The following is a 14353-nucleotide window of genomic DNA, read 5'->3' on the forward strand; positions in this document are numbered from 1 at the left end:
GGTTATCGGGAAGCTGCAAGATCTGTGATGTCCGCGGCACCCGCGGCAAGCAGGAGCTCGGCGACTTCGATTCCCAGCAACGTGGCGCCCACCTCAGTGAGCCCGTCCGTGGCTTTTTTCTCACGCACCGACTTACTCCCGTCCACAGCGCAGACGACCGCTTCCAGGTAGAGCATGCTGCCCTTGCGGTAAGCGTAGGCGCCCACGGGCGCAGCACAGCCGGCTTCGAGGCGGGCCAGGACGGCCCGCTCCGCAGTGACGGCAAGCCGGGTGTCTTCGTCGTTGAGCGCGGCCAGGGCCTGGGCGAGTGCCCCCTGGGAACCTTCACCGGAGCCGGACTGCCCGGGTGCGTCGGCCGTGCGGCACTCGATCGCGAGTGAACCCTGTCCGGGGGCAGGAAGCATGATGTCGGTCTCAAAGAACTCCGTCACGACGTCGAGCCTGCTGATCCGTTCCAGTCCCGCGGAGGCGAGGACGACGGCGTCGAGGTCGCCGGGTGCGTCTTCTGCATTCCCGGCGAGCCCCGGAACACGGCCCAGCCGGGTGTCCACGTTGCCGCGGATGTCCACGACGTCGAGATCCGGGCGGGCGGCGCGCAACTGGGCAGCGCGGCGCGGCGATCCGGTGCCGACCCTTGCGCCTGCTGGAAGATCCACCAGTTTGAGCCCGTCACGGGCGCACAAGGCGTCCCTGACGTCGACGCGCTTGGGCGTTGCGGCGATGGTGAGTCCGAGTGCCGCACCCGTGGGGAGATCCTTCAAGGAGTGAACAGCAACGTCGCACGCGTTCTCCAACAGCGCGTCGCGAAGCGCGGCGACGAACACCCCGGTGCCGCCCATCTGGGACAGGGAACCCGTCCGGACATCGCCTTCGGTCTTGATGCGCACCAGTTCAACGGGAAAGCCACCGACGGCGGCCAGCTGGTCCGCGGCCTGCTGGCTCTGGGTGAGCGCGAGTTTGCTCGCGCGGGTACCGATCCGAACGGTCATTTCGCGCTTTCTCCTGCGGGGTAGGCATCGTGTCCGGTGCCGACTGTGGTGTCCGCACCCGCAATCGTGGGCTTCTCTCCGCGGAAGTTGGCGCAGCAGCCCGGACGGCAGATGTCGTACCACGGGCCCAGCCCGGTCATGGCGGGGCGATCGGCGATGTTGTTGGCCACCGTCCGCTCGCAAATGAGGTCCACCAGGCCGGAAACGAACTTGCGGTGGGTTCCAGGCGTGGGAACCCGTGTTGCGGCGAGCCCGAGGTTCTTGCACGTTTCCAGGGCCTCGGTGTCGAGGTCCCAGGCCACTTCCATGTGGTCGGAGACGAAGCCAAGGGGTACGATCACGACGCCCTTGATCCCTTGGCCAGCCAGTTCCTCGATGGCATCGTTGATGTCCGGCTCAAGCCACGGAACGTGCGGGGCGCCCGAGCGGGACTGGTACACCAAGGACCACGGCGCGGTGAGCCCGGATTCGGATTCAACCCGCCGGACAACTTCGGCGCCGGCAGCCAGGTGCTGTGCCACGTAGGCCGAGTCCTGCTCGAAGTCGCGGGGCTCGCCGTCCGAACGTCCGGCGGCCTCGGCGTCACGGGTCGGAATGGAGTGCGTCGCGAACAGGATGTGCACCGGCGCGCCCTGGAGGCCGTCCGCTGCCAGTTTCTCCTGGACCTCAGCAAGTCCTGCAGCCGTTCCTTCCACGAAGGGCTCGACGAAACCTGGGTGGTCGAAGTACTGGCGTACCTTGTCCACTTCGAGTTTGCCGTCGAGGCCGGTCTCGGTCAGCGCGATGCCGATGTCCTCGCGGTACTGGCGGCAGCTGGAGTAACAGGAGTAGGCGCTCGTGGTGACCATCAGCAGCTTGCGGTGGCCGGCGTCGTAGGCTTCCTGGAGCGTTTGCGGGATGTAGGGGTCCCAGTTGCGGTTGCCCCACAGCACGGGCAGGCTGATGCCGCGCGATGCCAACTCCGCTTCGAGGGCGGCCTTGAGGTTCCTGTTTTGCTGGTTGATGGGGCTGATGCCACCAAAAGCGCGGTAGTGGTGGGACACCTCTTCGAGGCGCTCATCCGGGATGCCGCGGCCACGGGTCACATTGCGAAGGAAGGGAATGACGTCGTCCTGGCCTTCCGGCCCGCCGAAGGAGGCGAGGAGGACGGCGTCGTACTCTTTGGGAGCCATGCGTCCGGCCTCGGTGACGTCATTGACCTCGGTGAGGCTGGCCGGGCCCGCGGAGTGGCGGCCGCTCACGCGAGGACCTCGGCGATCTCCGCGGCGGTGATGCGGCGGCCGGTGTAGAACGGGATTTCCTCGCGGACGTGGTTGCGGGCGTCGGTGGCCCTCAGGTGGCGCATGAGGTCCACCAGGTCAACGAGTTCGGGTGCTTCCAGGCCGAGGATCCACTCCCAGTCGCCCAAGGCGAAGGAGGACACGGTGTTGGAGATGACCTGGGGGAAGTCGCGGCCCAGCATGCCGTGATCGCGCAGCATCTTTCCACGCTCTTCGGCCGGCAGGATGTACCACTCGTAGGAGCGGACGAAGGGGTAGACGCACAGCCAGGTGCTGGGCTCGACGCCGCGGGCGTAGGCCGGAACGTGGTTCTTGGCGAATTCGGCTTCGCGGTGGACGCCCATGGCGGACCAGACGATCTCGGTGCCTGCGAAGAGCGCGCTGCGGCGGATGTCGCGGACGGCCTGCTGCAGGGCCTCAGGCTTGGCGCCGTGGAGCCACACCATGATGTCGGCGTCAGAGCGCATGGCGGAGACGTCGTAGCTTCCGCGGAGGACCACGCCGTCCTCGGCGAGCTTGGCAGCCAGCTGCTCGAAATCCTGCACAGCGTCGGCGCTGCGCAGGACATCGCCCGACCGCTTGAACACGGTCCACAGCGTAAAGAACTGCTCTTCGGATTCGGCAGTTTTAGTGACAGATTCGGCAGAAGTGTGGCTCATGGTACAAGTCTGCCCCGTCGATGCCGCTAAGTCGAAATGCATCACTTCTACAAGACGTAGAAGTGATGCATTTCACAAAACTGCGTCGATTTGCGCAGAGGTGTCCGCAACCACGGCGGCCAGGCCGTTTCCGGCGAGCCAGCCTCCCACCACGGTCAAGCCGTCGGCTTCGGAGCAGATGCGGCGCACTTCGGCAACGCGCTGTTTGTGACCGACGGCGGCAAACGGCAAGGCACCCGCCCAGCGGACGACGTCCCAATCGAGCACGTCTTCGCGGACAATCGGCACGGTCAGCAAGGTCGAGGCGTCGCGGAGCGCAGCGTCGAGCAGAGCATCGTCATTGAGTGAGGCGACGGATTGCGCGGCCGCCGATCTAGGGGCGTCCGCCCCTTCGGCGCGCCCATAGGACAGGCGCAGCACGTGCGTACCGGGTCCGGCTTCTTCCGCCAGCCAGTCCCATTTTGCCGTGGCATGCGTGAGCGCCTTCGCCTCGATCCCGGCGGTCTGCGGGGCGACGAGAATGCCGGTGCCGCGGGGACGACGGTCCAGTTCAGGCACGTCCACCACCAAGGTCACCAGGCTCACCAAGGGACCCGCGGCGTGGCGCAGCGCGGACAGCTCCGGAAGCGCCCCCTCCAGCAACCCGACGGCGGCCGGACCGTCGAGCGCCACCACCAGCCGCGCGGCGTCGTACGTTGTGCCCACAGCGCTGGCCTGCCAACCGCTTTCAGTGCGGCTGATCGCATCCACGCGGGCGCCGGAAACGAGGGCGACGCCCTGCGAACGCAGCTCCGCCACGAGGGCGGAGACCAAGGTGTTCATTCCGCCTTTCAAGCCGCCGACGGCGGATCCGGCCTTCGCCGGTCCGGTCCCGTTTTGCTTTGAAGCAGTTTGTCCTGAACCGGCTGCGCGCTGGCTGGCCACGGCCGCGGCCAACGATCCGTGCTTCCGCAATGCCGCGCGCAGGCCGGGGGCCACCATGTCGACATCGAGCAGTCCCGGATCGGCGGAGTGCACACCCCCGACGACGGGTGCGACGAGCCGTTCGAGCACCCGCTTGCCCATCCGCGCCCGCACCAAGGTTGCGACGCTGGTGACGTCGGCAGAGCTGCCCACCGATGTGGGCAAGTAGCGGTCAAGCGAGGCCCGCAAGGAGCCTGCGAAGCCCAAGGAGCGGCGGACCTCGGGGTCCCAGGGATTCGCGGGAATTCCGAGCACCCCGGTCTTGGGCAGTTCCTGCGGGCCATCCGGCAACTGCACCCAGGCACCCCCAGGATGCGGCGCCACGATGTTGCCACCGAGCCCAAGATCGCGGGCTAGATCGGCCACGGCCGTGGAGCGCATGGCGAATGACTCGGCTCCGCTGTCCAGCCCAAGGCCGCCAACAGTGTGGCTTCCCACGCAACCGCCCCACGCGTCGCTCGCTTCGAGCACGGTGACACCGAATCCGGCCTTGGCCAGTCCCCGGGCAGCGAGCAGGCCGGAAATGCCGCCGCCCACCACGACGGCGGCAAGGCCGGCTGCTGAATGCCCGGGAAGTGCGTGTTCGGACCGTGTTTGCTCGGACTGCGCGTGCCCGCGGCTCATGTTCGCTATCCTGCCGGGATCGAGTGGATGAGTTCCACTACCCGGGTCAGGACCGCGGGGTCCGTCTCCGGGGGCACGCCGTGGCCGAGGTTCAGGACGTGGCCCGGGGCCGCGGAACCTGCTGCGATCACCTCGCGGACATGGGCTTCCAGGACCTCCCACGGCGCGGAGAGCAGCGCGGGGTCGATGTTGCCCTGCAAGGGCACGGTGCCGCCCAGCCGTCGGTTTGCCTCGTCAAGGGGCAGCCGGTAGTCCACGCCGACGACGTCCACGCCGACATCGCGCATAGCGACAAGCAACTCGGACGTTCCCGTACCGAAATGGACCAGCGGCGCGTCGAGGTGGCGGACGTGGTCAAGGGCGCGGGTCGAGGCGGGAGCAACGTACTTGGCGTAGTCGGCCAGGCCAAGAGAGCCTGCCCAGGAGTCGAACAGTTGCCCTGCGGAGGCGCCGGCTTCCAGTTGCGCCCGCAAGAACATGCCGGAGGCGTCGGCTGCCCAATTGGCCAGGGCGGTCCAGGTTTCCGGATCGGCGTGCATCATGGTGCGCGGACCGAGGTGGTCGCGGGAAGGCTTGCCTTCCACCATGTACGCGGCGAGCGTGAACGGCGCGCCGGCAAAGCCGATCAGGGGCGTGGTGCCGAGCTCAGCGACCGTCAGGCGCACGGCCTCGCGGATCGGTTCGAGGGCTTCCCAGGTCAGCTGCGGCAGGGCTGCTACGTCAGCGGCGGTGCGGACCGGCTTGTCCAGGACGGGCCCGACCCCGGGGACGATGTCCACGCCCACGCCCGCCAGCTTGAGGGGGATGACGATGTCGGAGAAGAAGATTGCCGCGTCGACGTCGTGGCGGCGAACCGGCTGCAAAGTGATCTCGGAGGCGAGTTCGGGACGCAGGCAGGAGTCCAGCATCGCCACGCCTTCACGGACTTTGAGGTATTCCGGCAACGAGCGGCCTGCCTGTCGCATGAACCACACCGGACGGCGGGACGGCTTGCCTCCGCGGTACGCCTGGATCAGCGGGGAGTCTGCGGTGCGGCCATCCATCAGCGGGTGGCTTGCATCAAGGCTTGAGGCGGCGGTGCCGGAAGTGCCGTTGGCCGGCACAGAATGAGGCAGTGCGGAGCTGGAAGTCATGCCTTCGATTGTGCCGAAGATCGGGGCCAAAAGATAACGACAGCCTGTCCCCCACCATCCGTGGTGACGGGCATCACTCCCGGCAGTGCGGAGAACCACTGACCCGCGTTGTTCTACATGGCGCCGAAAAAGCTATGATTGCTTTGCTGTGGTTCTTTTCTCATTGGTGGCTACACACGCCGACATCGATCTTGAGACCGTCGCTCAGTTGAGCAACGGTTCATCCGAGGTTGCCTCGTCCGCCTTGGCCGATTCCCAACTTGTCTCCGGCGCCGTGGTCCTGGCCACCTGCAACCGCTACGAAATCTACGGCGAAACGCCGCACGCAGAGAACCTCGAAGCGGCCCGCTCGGCACTCGTCACGCAGATCAGTGGCCTGAGCGGACTCAACGAGCAACTCGTCTCACGGGCCTTCAGCACCCGCACCGGCCCTGAGGTCAGCAGGCACCTCTTCGCCGTCAGCGCCGGACTGGACTCCGCCGTCGTCGGCGAACGCGAAATCGCCGGCCAGGTGCGTCGCGCCCTCATCACTGCCCAGCACGAAGGAACCGCGAGTTCCGGGCTGGTCCGCTTGTTCCAGGCCGCTTCCAAGACGGCCAAGGACGTCGGAGCCCAGACCGCACTCGGTTCGCGGGGCCTGTCCATCGTTTCAGTTGCGCTGGACCTCGCCACCGACCTCTCCGAGAATGCCGACTGGAGCACCAAGAAGGTAGTTGTCTTCGGGACCGGGGCCTACGCCGGAGCCACGATGTCGCTGCTTCGCGATCGCGGCTGCACCGACGTCTCCGTCTACTCGTCTTCCGGCCGCGCCGAGGCTTTCGTAGCAACCCGCGGCGGAACCGCGCTCGACGCCGAAACCCTCCCTGCCGCCGTCGCTGCCGCCGATGTCATGATCGGTTGCAGCGGATCGGACACCCGCGTTGAGGCCGAAGAGCTCGCCAAGGTCCGCGCTGTGTCCACCCAGACCCTCATCGCGATCGACCTCGCCCTCACCCACGACTTCGACCCCGCAGTGGGCGAGCTCGACGGCGTCGAGCTCCTGACGCTCGAATCCGTGCGGCTCGCGGCGCCCCAGGAACAAGCGGAGTCGCTGGCACAAGCGAGCACCATTGTTTCCGGCGCGGCAGAAGCCTTCGAGCAGGAGCGCGAAGCCCGGTCCGTCGATTCGGCCATTGTGGCGCTGCGCCGACACACCATGAACGTGCTCGACGCCGAGATGGAGAAAGTCCGGGCCCGGCACGGCTGCACCGCCGCGGCCGAAGAGGTCGAGTTCGCGCTCCGCCGCATGGTCAAGCAATTGCTCCACATCCCCACGGTCCGCGCACGCGAACTCGCCGCAAACGGCCAGCAAGACGAGTACGTGGCCGCGCTCGAGGCCTTGTATGGCATCCAGGTGGAGCAGCCGGCTGCGTCACCCGCAGCAGAGTGCCCCGTGGACCACCGCCAAGCACCTCAGCAGGCTGAAAGCGCCTAGCTTCCGCGACCCCGCCCTAGGCGAACGCGTTGACGCCCGTCATTTCGGCAGACACGGCCCACAGCTTCGTTGCGGCTTCCGGGTCCACTGCGTGCGCATCCACTCCCTGGTACCGGGCGAGCGGCGAAGCCGGGTCCGTGGGCTTGGCAATGTCGCAGTCTTCGCAATACACCCCGCCCATGCCTGCCAGGGCCGGGGACGTGGCTGCCCAGGTGGACGTGGCGGCTCCCTGCTCCGGAGTCTTGAAACCCTCCCTGACGTTGCCCGCGTCGTCCATCCAGCCCGCCGCGACCATCTCTTCGCGGGGCAGGTAGCGCTGGAGCTCGGTCATGATGCCGCCGGGGTGGACCGCGAAGGCCCGCACCCCGGAGGAGCGCCCCAGACGGTCAAGCTCGACGGCGAACAGTGCGTTGGCCGTCTTCGCCTGGCCGTAAGCCTTCCATTTGTCGTAGCCGTTCTCGAAGTTGAGGTCCTCGAAACGGATGGGCGAGAGTTTGTGCCCCGTGGAGGACAAGGACACGACGCGGGCCGAGCCGGCAGCTGCCAACGCGGGCCACAACGTGTTGAGAAGCGTGAAATGGCCCAAGTGGTTGGTGGCGAATTGCGATTCCCAGCCCGGACCCACACGTTGTTCCGGGCTGGCCATGATCGCCGCGTTGTTGATCAGGATGTCCAGCGTTGGGTTCGATTCCAGGAAGCGTGCCGCAAAATCCTTCACTGCTTGCTGATCGGATAGATCCAGGCCCTCCACGGTCACTTTCGCCAGGCCGGCCGCGTCGAGGACCTCCTTGGCCTGTTCGGGACGCCGGGCGGGAACCGTGACCCGGGCGCCAGCGGAGGACAACGCCCTCACCGTCTCCAGGCCGAGCCCGGAATAGCCGCCCGTGACAATTGCCGTCTTACCGTGAAGGTCCAACCCCGCCACAACGTCAGATGCCGTGGAGCCATGGCCGAAGCCCGATCCGATGGGATATTGCGGTGTGGTCATGGATTCCTCGCTCATATCGGGACCTTTCGTGTTCACGGGCGTTGTGGGGTCAGTAAACCGGCTTGTTTGGCTCGACGTCGTGCACCCACGCCAGGATCCCGCCGTCGAGGTGGCTCACGCGTGTGTAGCCGGCACGCTGTGCAGCCGCGAGCACAGCCGCGGAACGGGTACCTCCCTTGCAGTGGAAGACGATCTCTTTGTCCTGCGGGAGTTCCGTCCAGGCCTCTCCCGCCAGGATGCGTCCCTGCGGGATGAGCACCGAACCGTCGATGCTCACAATCTCGTGTTCACCGATCTCGCGGACATCCACCAATTCGAAGTCGCGTTCCCCTGCTGCGCGGGCTTCGAGCATTCCGGAAAGTTCGGTGGGCGTGACGGTCGGAACCGAGTCGCTTGCGGGCGCAGGGGTGATGCCACAGAAAGCCTCATAATCGGTCAATTCTGTGATCGGCTCGGCCTCCGGGTCTTTCGAAACCTTGATTTCGCGCCAGCTGCCGCCGAGCGCGTCGAAGAGCGCCACGCGCCCTAGCATGGAGCGCCCGACGCCGGTGATCAGCTTGACTGCCTCGGTCACCATGAGCGAGCCGACAGCGGCGCACAGCATGCCGAACACGCCGCCTTCGCCGCAGGACGGGACCGAGCCGGCGGGAGGGGCCTCCGGGTAGAGATCGCGGTAGCTGGGTCCGTGCTTCTCCCAGAACACACTGACCTGGCCGTCGAAGCGGAAAATGGATCCCCAGACGTACGGTTTGCCGAGAATCGCGGCAGCATCGTTGACCAGGTACCGGGTGGCGAAGTTGTCCGCGCCGTCCAGGATGAGGTCGTAGCCCGAGAAAATCTCCAAAGCGTTGGAGGAGTCCAAGCGTACGTTGTGCAGCTGCACGCTGACGAGCGGGTTGAGTTCCTTGATGGCGTCACGCGCCGATTCGATTTTCGGCCGTCCCACATCGCCCACGCGGTGGATGATCTGACGTTGCAGGTTGCTGAGGTCGACGTCGTCGTCGTCCACGATTCCGAGCGTCCCCACCCCGGCGGCGGCGAGGTAGAGCAACGCCGGAGAGCCCAGTCCGCCGGCTCCGATCACGAGGACTTTGGCATTCTTGAGCCGACGCTGACCGGCCGCTCCGATTTCGGGAATAATGAGGTGGCGCGAGTAGCGTTCCACCTCTTCGGTGGTCAGTCCCGCGGCCGGTTCCACGAGTGGCGGCAGCGAAGACGGCAACGTTTGGGCAGCAAAAGTAGTGGCCATACTTCAAAGTATCCCCGCAGGTGCCGCCCGGTCATATTACTGCGCAGTATTGTGGTCATAACTGCAAGGGGAAAGGCGGCAGACAAGTGGCCGAGAGTGCACGTATCAAACAAGAGGCGCAGGTCAGGCAAGATCGGACCGGTTCGCCCCGTTCGGCCAGGTTGCCACGCGATGAGCGCCGGGCCCAGCTCTTGAATGCCGCCTTGGAAGTTTTCGTTGCCAACGGCTTCCATGGTGCGGCGATGGACGAAATCGCCGAGACCGCCCATGTCAGCAAGCCGGTGCTGTACCAACACTTCCCGTCGAAACGGGAGCTCTACATGGCCCTCCTCGACAGCCACCTGGCCACGCTCACGGACCAGATGCTCACGGCGCTGAATTCGACGTCGGACAACAAGGAGCGCGTCCAGGCCGTCATGCGCGCCTACTACCGTTTCATCGCGGGCGATGACCAAGCCCACCGGCTCGTCTTCGAATCCGATCTCATCAATGACCCGGACGTCAGCTCCCGGCTGGAGACTTTCAACCGCACCTTCGCCGACGCCGTCGCCAAGGTCATCGCCGAAGACACCAAGCTGCCCCCGCTGGAGGCCCAGCTGCTGGGCCGGGGCCTGGCGGGAATGGCGCAGGTCAGCGCGCGGTATTGGCTCGAAACCGACGGCGATTTGGACCTCGATGTCGCCAGCGACCTGATCTACCGTTTAGCTTGGCGCGGAATCAGTCGCTTCCCGAAAGAGTCCTAGACTACAAATAGAGGACTGAGTATTTTTTTGATTGGCTGGGAGGCCCCGCTGTGGAAGTAAAGATCGGCATTCAGAATGTTGGCCGTGAGATCGCGCTTGAGTCCGCTCTCGACGCCGAGGCTGTTGCCAAGATCGTGAGCGAGGCCATTGCCAACGGCACGGACCTGCGCCTGACCGACGAAAAGGGCCGCCAGGTCATCGTTCCCGGCAATGTCCTCGGATACGTGGAGATCGGCGCCGAGGAAGTACGCCGGGTCGGCTTCGGCGCCCTCTAAGCAACAGGCAAGAACACCAGCGAGCCAGGAGTCCGCATGCTCTCACTTGTCATCGTGGCGCTAGCCACCATCGCTTCAGGCTTCATTGTCTGGGGAACTGACAAACACCGTGGAACGTACGGAATCACCCTGCCCGCCGGCGTTTCGGTCGCCGTCGCCATGCTGAGTTGGGTGATCTTCATCCAACTTGGCTTTGGCTACCAGCCTGGCGTGACGTGGATCCCGTGGGTCCTGCCCATCATTCTGGGGACCGTGGCGGCCGCCGTGGCGTCCTACTTCCTGGGCCGCCATCGGAAGCGGCACGACACCGCCCAGCTGACCGCGGCGCTGAGGCTCTAACCAGCGCTGCGGCTCTATCTGCAGATCCGGCTCATGGCGTGGCTTCCGGTTTGGCAACTGCCCCGGCTTCCGCGGCCGCTTCGCTGACGCTCTTAGCCGCCCGGACGTCGCGCTGCGTTACCTCGCTCCCGGCATCGTGGGACGTGTAGAGGATGAACACCCGGTTGTAGCGCCAGTCCAGGTCCGGGTGGTGGTTCTGCTGTTCGGCAATGCGCCCGACGGCGGCAATCAACTCGAGTGCGGCAGCCGACGTCGGGCACTTGTAGGCGGTGACGAGGGCGCCCTGGCGATACCGCCAGTCCGGCAGCTCCGCCAGGGCGTCGTCAATAGTGGACCTGGAAAGAATGTCGTCCTTGCCGGCCATTCGGGGCTCCTTCACAGACGCGGAATCTTCGCAGGAATCCCCGGAGCGGCCAGCGTCGGCCGCTAGAGGAACTCGGCCCGGCCTTCCATGGCCGAGGAGGCCAGGGCGTGTTCCCTGCGCGGGATGCGGCCCGCCTGCTTCGCCAGCCTACCGGCGATGACCGCGTGTTTGAAGGCCTCGCCCATCTGCACCGGATTCTGCGCGCGGGTCACCGCGGTGGCCAGCAGCACGGCGTCGCAGCCGAGCTCCATGGCCAGTGCGGCGTCGGACGCGGTGCCGATGCCGGCGTCGAGCACTACCGGCACCGAAGCGCGGGACACAATCAGCTCGATGTTGTGGGGATTCAGGATGCCCAGGCCGGTGCCGATAGGCGCGCCCAACGGCATCACCGCAGTTGCCCCGAGGTTCTCCAGGCGAAGCGCAAGTACGGGGTCGTCGTTGGTGTAGGCGAAGACCTTGAAGCCGCGGTCCACCAGCTTCTCCGTCGCATCCACCAACTCCACGGCGTCAGGCAGCAGCGTCTGTTCGTCGGCGATGACCTCGAGCTTCACCCAATCCGTTTCCAATGCCTCCCGGGCTAGCTCGGCTGTCATGACGGCATCCTTGGCGGTAAAACAGCCGGCGGTGTTGGGCAGGACACGGATGCCGTGGTCTACGAGCAATTGGAACAGCGAACCGGTTTCCGTCGGTGAGTACCGCCGCATGGCGACGGTAGTGAGTTCGGTGCCGGAAGCCAGCAAGGCTGCCCCGAGGCCGTCTAGGCTCGGAGCTCCGCCGGTTCCCATGATAAGGCGCGAGCCGAACTCAACACCGTCGATCACCAGGGCATCGGTTCGGGTGCCTGCTTCGTGAGTGCTTGCTGTGGTCATGGTTCAGCCTCCCTGTACTGCGGTAACGATTTCGAGTTCGTCGCCGTCTGCGAGCGCGGTGGCAGCCCACTGGCTGCGCGGCACCACTTCGGAATTGCGTGCGACGGCGACGCCGATCTTGCGTCCGTCGGCCGCTTGGCCGCTGGAATCCACAACGCGTCCGGTGATGTGGCTGACGAGGGTGGTGACGGAAGCGTCGTCGCTCAGCGTGTGGTCTGCGCCGTTCAATTTGATGTTCATGCGTGGTCCTTCAGAAGGGGATTTAAGGTATCGGCCGATGGGCCGTCTGCGGAAGCCCTTGCTGTTGAGAGCGGGCGGGAGAAGCGGTCCGGGCGGAATTTGTTCCACCGGGGATCGGCGGTGCCATCCATGAGTCCAACGCAGATTTTTGCCGCTGCCGGAGTGAGGAGCACGCCATGGCGGAAGAAGCCGCTGGCCACGATGAGGCCGGGCACGGTTCCTTCCCGACCTTCGACGCGGCCCAGCAGCGGTGCGTTGTCCGGGGTGCCCGGACGGGCCCGGGCAGTTGCTTCAAGGAGTTCCAGCTCGGCAACGGCCGGAACCAATACCTGGGCGTCGCGGAGCAATTGGTAGACGCCGCCGGCTGACACCGGGTTGGCCGATCCCCCGGACGACGACAATCCGTCCTCACGTTGCGTCGCGCCGATCACCACGGTCCCGTCATCGCGGGGAACGATGTAGACGGGCACTCCGCGCACCATTCCCCGGACCGTGGCGGTGACCAGCGGTTGCAGGTGGTCCGGGACGCGCAGCCGCAGTATGTCGCCGTAGACGGGACGCAACGGGAGCGACAATCCATCCGGCAGTCCTTTCACGCGGGCGGCATCGAGTCCGTTGGCTACCACCGTTTCCGTGGCAAGCACTTCGATGCCTGAGCCGAGCACGGCCCCGACGGCGCGCCCGTCCTCCCACAGGAGGCCCGCCGCAGTGTCCCGGACCGCGAAACCGCCTTCGGCCCCCGGAATCCAGCTCGAATCGCCGGGCTGGTGCTCCGCCAGCGCGCCTAGAATCGCGGCCGAAAGCCGGCGAGGATCCACTTGGTGGTCGCCCGGGATGTCGAAGGCACAGGAAATCTGCGGGCTCAAGAGCGGCTCACGCTCCCGTGCTTCGCGCAACGGCACGGATTCCACCACCAGGCCATGGGCCAGCTGGACGTCCCGAAGATCGGCGAGCGCCCGGCGGTCCGCTGCGTCCGCACCGACGGCGAGGGTCGGCGTCGTCCGGTAACCCGTGCTGCGTCGGGTTCGTGAGCCGGTCACATTGTGTTCGAAGTCCGGCCACAACGCCGACGATTCGAGCATGAGCTCCAGGAGGTCCTCTTCCTGGTAGTGCAGTTCACTGACGGGTGCCAACATCCCCGCCGCCGCGAAAGTAGCGCCGCTGGCCGGCGCGGGATCGATCAGGGCAACCGAGCGGCCCGACCTTCGGGCTTCCCACGCAATGCCCAGGCCAATGACGCCGCCCCCGATCACCGCCACGTCTGTGTGCAGGGGCCCGTGCTGGGTGTTTACTTCGTCCATGGAGTCCTTCCCTACGCCGGTACTAGCCGGATCAGGTCAAGCGGTCGGCGCTGAAGCCCTCTCAGCCGCGCGGCGATTGTGACTGCCGCCGCGGCTCCCGCGGTACCAGCCCAGTTTAGAGGAACTACTCTGTTTCCATGACCCAGCACGATGTCCACACCACCGCCCGCCTCTACCTCTGCACCGACGCCCGCAAGCAACAGGGTGATTTTGAGCAGTTTGTCGATGCCGCATTCGAGGGCGGCGTGGACATCATCCAGCTGCGCGACAAGACCATCGAAGCGGCAGAGGAACTGGAACTCCTGGAGATCCTGCAATCCGTGGCGCACCGTCACGGGCGCCTCTGGGCAGTCAACGACCGCGCCGACGTCGCTTCCCTGTCGGGCGCGCCGGTATTCCACATCGGCCAAAAGGACATTCCGCTGCGCTCGGCCCGGAAGCTGCTCCACGACCCCACCATCATCGGCCTCTCCACGCACACGCCGGAGCAGATTGACGCAGCCATCGCCGCGTCGCCTGGCCGCAGCGGCTTGGACTACTTCTGCGTCGGGCCTGTGTGGGCCACGCCCACCAAGCCTGGACGCTCCGCCGTCGGGCTCGATCTGGTGAAGTACGCTGCCAATGCGGTGAAGCAGGCAGACGAAGAGACGGTCGGCGGCGTAGTGCTTCCTTGGTTTGCGATCGGCGGCATCGATCTCAGCAACGTGGAAGACGTAGTGAGGGCCGGCGCCAGCCGCATTGTTGTGGTCCGCGCCATCACCGAGGCCGAGGATCCGACGGCGGCAGCCCAGGCACTCCTGGCCGCACTGGACGCAGCGGCGGCCTAGCGAGACGCCGGGAGATTTTGGAGTTACCCTGACTTT

General features: G+C 66.1%; 16 protein-coding genes and 1 riboswitch. Of the genes, 5 read left to right on the forward strand and 11 right to left on the reverse strand.

Annotated elements, in window-relative coordinates:
- Nucleotides 1-2: 2 nt before the first annotated feature.
- From hemC to hemE, 5 genes are all read right to left on the reverse strand, one after another.
- Complete coding sequence (gene hemC / locus AB4068_RS01445; protein WP_441432512.1) at nucleotides 3-989, reverse strand: hydroxymethylbilane synthase; 987 nt, start codon at nucleotides 987-989, stop codon at nucleotides 3-5.
- Nucleotides 986-2161 carry a ferrochelatase gene (locus AB4068_RS01450; protein WP_284991564.1) on the reverse strand — a complete coding sequence of 392 codons (1176 nt, stop codon included), beginning with the start codon at nucleotides 2159-2161 and terminating at the stop codon, nucleotides 986-988. Before AB4068_RS01450 ends, hemC begins: the two co-directional genes overlap by 4 nt.
- Nucleotides 2162-2226: 65 nt before the next feature.
- Nucleotides 2227-2928, reverse strand: coding sequence for a hydrogen peroxide-dependent heme synthase (gene hemQ, locus AB4068_RS01455; protein ID WP_059387506.1), 702 nt, complete (start codon nucleotides 2926-2928; stop codon nucleotides 2227-2229).
- Nucleotides 2929-3000: 72 nt separating this feature from the next.
- Nucleotides 3001-4515, reverse strand: a complete 1515-nt coding sequence (hemG, locus tag AB4068_RS01460) for a protoporphyrinogen oxidase (protein WP_441432513.1) — start codon at nucleotides 4513-4515, stop codon at nucleotides 3001-3003.
- A gap of 5 nt (nucleotides 4516-4520) precedes the next feature.
- Nucleotides 4521-5648: a uroporphyrinogen decarboxylase gene (hemE, locus tag AB4068_RS01465; RefSeq protein WP_441432514.1), complete on the reverse strand. Its 1128-nt coding sequence runs from the start codon at nucleotides 5646-5648 to the stop codon at nucleotides 4521-4523.
- Nucleotides 5649-5796: 148 nt separating this feature from the next.
- Between hemE and AB4068_RS01470 the strand changes: the two genes are divergently transcribed.
- Nucleotides 5797-7122, forward strand: coding sequence for a glutamyl-tRNA reductase (locus AB4068_RS01470; protein WP_441432515.1), 1326 nt, complete (start codon nucleotides 5797-5799; stop codon nucleotides 7120-7122).
- A gap of 16 nt (nucleotides 7123-7138) precedes the next feature.
- Here the strand turns inward: AB4068_RS01470 and AB4068_RS01475 are convergent, their stop codons facing one another.
- Together AB4068_RS01475 and moeB are read right to left on the reverse strand one after the other, a co-directional pair.
- Nucleotides 7139-8125, reverse strand: a complete 987-nt coding sequence (locus AB4068_RS01475) for an SDR family NAD(P)-dependent oxidoreductase (RefSeq protein WP_441432516.1) — start codon at nucleotides 8123-8125, stop codon at nucleotides 7139-7141.
- A gap of 34 nt (nucleotides 8126-8159) precedes the next feature.
- Complete coding sequence (gene moeB / locus AB4068_RS01480; protein WP_059387504.1) at nucleotides 8160-9359, reverse strand: molybdopterin-synthase adenylyltransferase MoeB; 1200 nt, start codon at nucleotides 9357-9359, stop codon at nucleotides 8160-8162.
- A gap of 203 nt (nucleotides 9360-9562) precedes the next feature.
- Here moeB and AB4068_RS01485 point away from each other — a divergent pair, with 203 nt between their 5' ends.
- From AB4068_RS01485 to AB4068_RS01495, 3 genes are read left to right on the forward strand one after another with little or no spacing between them, the layout of a single operon-like run.
- Nucleotides 9563-10102, forward strand: coding sequence for a TetR/AcrR family transcriptional regulator (locus tag AB4068_RS01485; protein ID WP_441432517.1), 540 nt, complete (start codon nucleotides 9563-9565; stop codon nucleotides 10100-10102).
- Nucleotides 10103-10152: 50 nt separating this feature from the next.
- Nucleotides 10153-10377, forward strand: a complete 225-nt coding sequence (locus AB4068_RS01490; RefSeq protein ID WP_059387503.1) for a DUF3107 domain-containing protein — start codon at nucleotides 10153-10155, stop codon at nucleotides 10375-10377.
- Nucleotides 10378-10413: 36 nt separating this feature from the next.
- Nucleotides 10414-10716 carry a hypothetical protein gene (locus AB4068_RS01495; protein WP_284991475.1) on the forward strand — a complete coding sequence of 101 codons (303 nt, stop codon included), beginning with the start codon at nucleotides 10414-10416 and terminating at the stop codon, nucleotides 10714-10716.
- A 31-nt stretch (nucleotides 10717-10747) separates the two neighbouring features.
- On the opposite strand, the gene AB4068_RS01500 is transcribed toward AB4068_RS01495, so the two are convergent.
- The 4 genes from AB4068_RS01500 to thiO all read right to left on the reverse strand — a co-directional run bounded on the left by AB4068_RS01500 (nucleotide 10748) and on the right by thiO (nucleotide 13490).
- Nucleotides 10748-11080 (reverse strand): 4a-hydroxytetrahydrobiopterin dehydratase, encoded by a 333-nt coding sequence (locus tag AB4068_RS01500; protein ID WP_441432518.1) that lies wholly within the window; start codon nucleotides 11078-11080, stop codon nucleotides 10748-10750.
- 62 nt (nucleotides 11081-11142) lie between these two features.
- Nucleotides 11143-11949: a thiazole synthase gene (locus AB4068_RS01505; RefSeq protein WP_284991470.1), complete on the reverse strand. Its 807-nt coding sequence runs from the start codon at nucleotides 11947-11949 to the stop codon at nucleotides 11143-11145.
- A gap of 3 nt (nucleotides 11950-11952) precedes the next feature.
- Complete coding sequence (gene thiS / locus AB4068_RS01510) at nucleotides 11953-12189, reverse strand: sulfur carrier protein ThiS (protein ID WP_441432519.1); 237 nt, start codon at nucleotides 12187-12189, stop codon at nucleotides 11953-11955.
- The gene (thiO, locus tag AB4068_RS01515; protein ID WP_441432520.1) at nucleotides 12186-13490 is read right to left on the reverse strand and encodes a glycine oxidase ThiO; all 1305 of its coding nucleotides are present in this window, start codon (nucleotides 13488-13490) and stop codon (nucleotides 12186-12188) included. Before thiO ends, thiS begins: the two co-directional genes overlap by 4 nt.
- A riboswitch (TPP riboswitch) is annotated at nucleotides 13482-13601 on the reverse strand. It overlaps the preceding gene by 9 nt.
- Before the next feature lie 26 nt (nucleotides 13602-13627).
- Between thiO and thiE the strand changes: the two genes are divergently transcribed.
- On the forward strand, nucleotides 13628-14317 hold the full coding sequence (thiE, locus tag AB4068_RS01520) for a thiamine phosphate synthase (protein WP_441432521.1): 690 nt from the start codon (nucleotides 13628-13630) through the stop codon (nucleotides 14315-14317).
- Nucleotides 14318-14353: the final 36 nt, after the last annotated feature.

Source organism: Arthrobacter sp. 2RAF22 (assembly GCF_052115325.1).
In the GTDB taxonomy this organism is placed as follows: domain Bacteria; phylum Actinomycetota; class Actinomycetes; order Actinomycetales; family Micrococcaceae; genus Arthrobacter.

Excerpts from the sequence above, each read along its gene's own strand:
- hemC (WP_441432512.1), bottom strand. The coding sequence starts at position 989 with ATGACCGTTCGGATCGGTACCCGCGCGAGCAAACTCGCGCTCACCCAG.
- AB4068_RS01450 (WP_284991564.1), bottom strand. The coding sequence starts at position 2,161 with ATGGCTCCCAAAGAGTACGACGCCGTCCTCCTCGCCTCCTTCGGCGGG.
- hemQ (WP_059387506.1), bottom strand. The coding sequence starts at position 2,928 with ATGAGCCACACTTCTGCCGAATCTGTCACTAAAACTGCCGAATCCGAA.
- hemG (WP_441432513.1), bottom strand. The coding sequence starts at position 4,515 with ATGAGCCGCGGGCACGCGCAGTCCGAGCAAACACGGTCCGAACACGCA.
- hemE (WP_441432514.1), bottom strand. The coding sequence starts at position 5,648 with ATGACTTCCAGCTCCGCACTGCCTCATTCTGTGCCGGCCAACGGCACT.
- AB4068_RS01475 (WP_441432516.1), bottom strand. The coding sequence starts at position 8,125 with ATGAGCGAGGAATCCATGACCACACCGCAATATCCCATCGGATCGGGC.
- moeB (WP_059387504.1), bottom strand. The coding sequence starts at position 9,359 with ATGGCCACTACTTTTGCTGCCCAAACGTTGCCGTCTTCGCTGCCGCCA.
- AB4068_RS01495 (WP_284991475.1), top strand. The coding sequence starts at position 10,414 with ATGCTCTCACTTGTCATCGTGGCGCTAGCCACCATCGCTTCAGGCTTC.
- AB4068_RS01500 (WP_441432518.1), bottom strand. The coding sequence starts at position 11,080 with ATGGCCGGCAAGGACGACATTCTTTCCAGGTCCACTATTGACGACGCC.
- AB4068_RS01505 (WP_284991470.1), bottom strand. The coding sequence starts at position 11,949 with ATGACCACAGCAAGCACTCACGAAGCAGGCACCCGAACCGATGCCCTG.
- thiS (WP_441432519.1), bottom strand. The coding sequence starts at position 12,189 with ATGAACATCAAATTGAACGGCGCAGACCACACGCTGAGCGACGACGCT.
- thiO (WP_441432520.1), bottom strand. The coding sequence starts at position 13,490 with ATGGACGAAGTAAACACCCAGCACGGGCCCCTGCACACAGACGTGGCG.
- thiE (WP_441432521.1), top strand. The coding sequence starts at position 13,628 with ATGACCCAGCACGATGTCCACACCACCGCCCGCCTCTACCTCTGCACC.